The sequence below is a fragment of the Streptomyces sp. NPDC002793 genome (assembly GCF_040295485.1).
In the GTDB taxonomy this organism is placed as follows: Bacteria; Actinomycetota; Actinomycetes; order Streptomycetales; family Streptomycetaceae; genus Streptomyces.
This window is the reverse complement of sequence record NZ_JBEOVL010000116.1, coordinates 1-3,714: the sequence shown is the minus strand read 5'-3', so window position 1 is coordinate 3,714 and position 3,714 is coordinate 1. Positions and strand designations below refer to the sequence as shown.

The following is a 3,714-nucleotide window of genomic DNA, read 5'->3' as shown; positions in this document are numbered from 1 at the left end:
TGTGACGGTTCTCAACCCAACCAGCACCGCCAGGGCACCCGGACGAGCCTCCCAGCAGGCCCGTTACGAACCATGGGATGAGAAACACGCACTTACCGTCCGAACCGTGACATCCGCGCGCCTGGTGGCGCCCGACGAAACGGCGCCTCTGCCTGCGCCCCACGCGCCTTCGCCGCCTGCAGCGGGTACGGCCGGCCGGCTTCTCGGCAGCCGGACACCAAGCTGGACCAGGCGCTCGCGGGCGACTCCTGCGGAAGCTCCGTTGCAGCACCATCCGGATCACAGCCGTCGTCCGTGCCGTCCTCGCCCTCGAACTTGCCACCTGATCAAGATGGAAGGGCTCACTGGGACAACGCCCTGACCCGCATTCGCCCGGTCGTATCACTGCGGGGCCGCCCGAAGAGGGGGCCCATCGACACATTTGGGCAGAAGCATTAGCGGCCGGTTGTGATCCGCAGAATCCCACCTTGTGTGCCGGGTGACCTGGTTGTTCAGGGCGGAGACGGAGTCTCAAGCGTGTCCACCCGCCCACTGGTCCAGGGCTTCGACCGCAAGGCTCGGCGGCTGGCACACGTGCTTGGAGCCGATCAGCTGCTGGTGCGTGAGAAATATACTAGGCCAGGTGTAACGCATCAGGTGCTGCCGGACATAGGACTCTCGGAGGGCAGATGCAGTCACTGATGTATGAGCAGAGATTTGCCGAGCTGTACAGAGACCATCGCGGTGCGATCGAGGCGTACGCGGCTCGACGTGCGCACCCAGACCGGGTGGCGGACGTGGTAGCCGACGTGTTCCTCACCGCTTGGCGGCGGATGGAAGATATAGGGGACGCCGACGAGCTTCCGTGGCTGTACGGAGTTGCGCGGCGCACGCTGGCCAATGATCGACGTTCTCAGCGACGGCAGGTCAGCCTGACTGAGCTCCTTGCTGCTCAGCCGGCGACGTTCGACTCTTCTGAGCATGCGGACAGTGCGATAGCTATGGCTGATCTGGTCAAGGCTTTCGGACGTCTCAAAGAAGAGGATCAGGAAATCCTTCGCCTGGCGATTTGGGAGAACCTGAGCGCATCAGACCAGGCGACCGTTTTGAGATGTAGTACGGCGGCGACGCGGGTTCGTTTGTTCCGTGCCAGGAAACGATTGAAGAAGATTCTTCACGGATTTGATTCGAGTTACGGTGCCAGCGCCCGGGTGAAGGAGCAGAGTCATGCATGAAATTGACCGGTCTTTGGCCGAACTCGAATCGCGAATCCATAAGCCTCACATGGTGCAGCCAGAGGCGGATGCTCTCTTTCAGCGCATCGTTCAGGAACCCCGGCCTGCGGGTCGTCGCTCGCGCACCAAATGGACGTCGCCCTTCAGGGTTTCTCTTCTTGCGGTGTCGGCTGCTGTTGTCGCGGGGGCTCTGCTGATAGGTCCGGACCTCCTGCAGCGGCCTCCGATTGATCCGGCGGTGGTAGCTACTCCGAGACTTCTTGCCGTCCACACGGTCGCCGACGATTCCACCACTGCTTCGATGGACCTGGAAGCCACCGCTCGGAGGGTAGAAAAACTACAGGAAGCGGATGGTGCCGAGGGCGGTCCGTTCATCCAGGAAACCTGGTCATTGACGACCAGGATCGGAGGGATGCAGATCACCTCTGCAGTGGTGCCCGAACGGCGTGAAACGTTGAAGAAGCCGGATGGCACCACGACGTGGTCGGTCAAGGCAGAGAAGCCGCAGTTCCAGAACGATGAGCAGCGCAGCCTCTGGGAGCGTCAGTGGGATGCGATTAAGGAACCCGTTGACCGGTCGGGCACAGGGGATGTCGGGTACGGAGACGCGCCTCACAACCCGGCCGAGCTGGAAGCTTGGCTGGACCAGGGTGCGCCGGCAGACACCGCCGGCTTCATCTCTGAGTCAGTGGTAGACAAGCTGATGACCAACCACCTCGATCCTGAGCAGCGGGCGGCACTCCTTCGAGTCCTGGCGAAGAAGAAGGGGCTGACCACTGCAGGCGAGGTGACCGACAGAGCTGGGCGCCAAGGCGTTGCCTACACAGTCAAGGACGACTCCGGAAGCATTCCGGCCGAGCACATGCTGGTCGTCGACCCTGAAAACGGTAAGATTCTCGCCTATGAGGAGATCTTCCTGGAATCCTCGCCCGCAATGAAAGTAGACGGACCCGCGGTCGTAAATTACGTAACATTCCTTAAGGGCTGAACGTGCGATGGGTGGAGAGGGAGCATCTCTCCACCCATCAATTCAGTAAGACGTCCAGAAGCAGTCTGCCTTGTTGTCCAGACTCGACCCCACAAATGCCTTGCTGGTGTGGGGAGCTTCCTGCCAGAGGATGAGCGGCTTTTCCCAGCAGGACCTGTCGGAACCAGTCTGAGAGCGACCCTGTACGTAGATGTACTTCCCGCCCTTGTTGGACCAGGACGACGTCTTGTTCACGAAGTCGAACTGCGAGAAAAAGACGACATCGTGCTTCGCCTGGTTCCACTGGAGGCGGCGCCCGCCAAAGTCCTTGTACTGGTAGAAGCAATACCAGTCATTACCGAACACCTCCGTCGGGCAGCTGTCACTTGCTGCTGCGAGGGCTTCGCCCGCAGCAGCGGCAGCCTTAACGCTCTGCTTCGAGACCCCAGCCTGCTGGGTCTGCAGGTCGATAGCGGCCTGACTGCTGGGAGGCGCTACCTCCTCCCCAGGCAGCGGGAACGACATGATGGCCTGCCCGCCCTCCCAGGCTATTTCGTTCAGGCTGATCTGCACGCCCCCCGTGGTGTTGGCCAGCACTGTGTCAATCTGCTGCTGGAGCTCGCTCGGTTCCGCAGCATGCGCCTGACTGGCTGTGGCAGCGGTCAGGATGGTGACGCCGGCGAAAGCCAAGCTCTTACGCAGATTCATTATTCCCCCCAAGGTTTCACGCTAAGTAGCGAGTGTTGTGCAGTATGTGTTAGCGGTGTGAAGGGATCAAGCGAGAATCCAGGCTTTTCGTAGGTAAATGTCGCTTAAGTCCTGGTTTTTTTGGCCAGTACAATTCCTATATTGACCTAAAAGTAGGCTCCTAATGGATGGGATATCCTTTTTGATTTATTGCATCCTCTAATCGTGCATTTTGTTTGTTTTGATCTTCCAGCCTCACCCCCTATTCTTTCTCCTCTGGAACCGAGAGTCCCCGTTGTCGAGGCTCGGTGAAGCTCCGCAGTGGTCATGCTCCTGACCTCGTTTTATGCAGTTCGGGTGAACGGATTTTTGGCTGGGCGGGGGTGGGGACCATCAAAATTAACGGACTCTACCCCAGGTTTTTAGTGATGCAAGGCGGAGTGGACTGATTCCAGCCCTTAGCTACGACCGAGAATGATGCACGCGACTCTCGCTCCGGCCCGGATAACCCGAACCTCCTTGTTGGCGCGTAGTTGTCGTGACGTCAGCTACGAGTCGTGCGGTAGGTGGTGATTCGACGTCAGGCCTGACCGGCGCTTGACTACCTGTCACCCCCGGCGCCTGCTGTCGCCGGAGAGGTCGCATCACTTCCCGTACAGAGTGCGAGAATTCCGGAGGAATTCCCAAACTCATTCCGGAGGAATTAGTTTGAAAGCCCGCAGGGCTTTATCGTCTTTACGAACCGTAGGTTCGTGCGTCGTTCCTCCGGAGGAGGACGCGCGAGGATCCGCCTGGCCGTCCTCGCCGAACAGCCGGGGGCCATGGGCGAGGTGGTGGCCTGGCTGC

Annotated in this window: 3 protein-coding genes and 1 pseudogene; 3 read left to right on the top strand and 1 reads right to left on the bottom strand. The window is 59.9% G+C overall.

The window, feature by feature from the left end; translation table 11 throughout:
* Nucleotides 1-242 precede the first annotated feature (242 nt).
* The 3 genes and pseudogenes from ABT001_RS35785 to ABT001_RS35775 all read left to right on the top strand — a co-directional run.
* Nucleotides 243-326 (top strand): annotated as a pseudogene (locus tag ABT001_RS35785) (IS5/IS1182 family transposase); the annotation flags it as partial.
* Nucleotides 327-668: 342 nt separating this feature from the next.
* Nucleotides 669-1,214, top strand: a complete 546-nt coding sequence (locus ABT001_RS35780) for an RNA polymerase sigma factor (RefSeq protein WP_200697599.1) — start codon at nucleotides 669-671, stop codon at nucleotides 1,212-1,214.
* Nucleotides 1,207-2,202 carry a hypothetical protein gene (locus ABT001_RS35775; RefSeq protein WP_234461017.1) on the top strand — a complete coding sequence of 332 codons (996 nt, stop codon included), beginning with the start codon at nucleotides 1,207-1,209 and terminating at the stop codon, nucleotides 2,200-2,202. Before ABT001_RS35780 ends, ABT001_RS35775 begins: the two co-directional genes overlap by 8 nt.
* A gap of 42 nt (nucleotides 2,203-2,244) precedes the next feature.
* Here the strand turns inward: ABT001_RS35775 and ABT001_RS35770 are convergent, their stop codons facing one another.
* Entirely contained in the window at nucleotides 2,245-2,889 is a 645-nt protein-coding gene (locus ABT001_RS35770) for a peptidase inhibitor family I36 protein (RefSeq protein ID WP_200697600.1), read from the bottom strand.
* Nucleotides 2,890-3,714 lie beyond the last annotated feature (825 nt).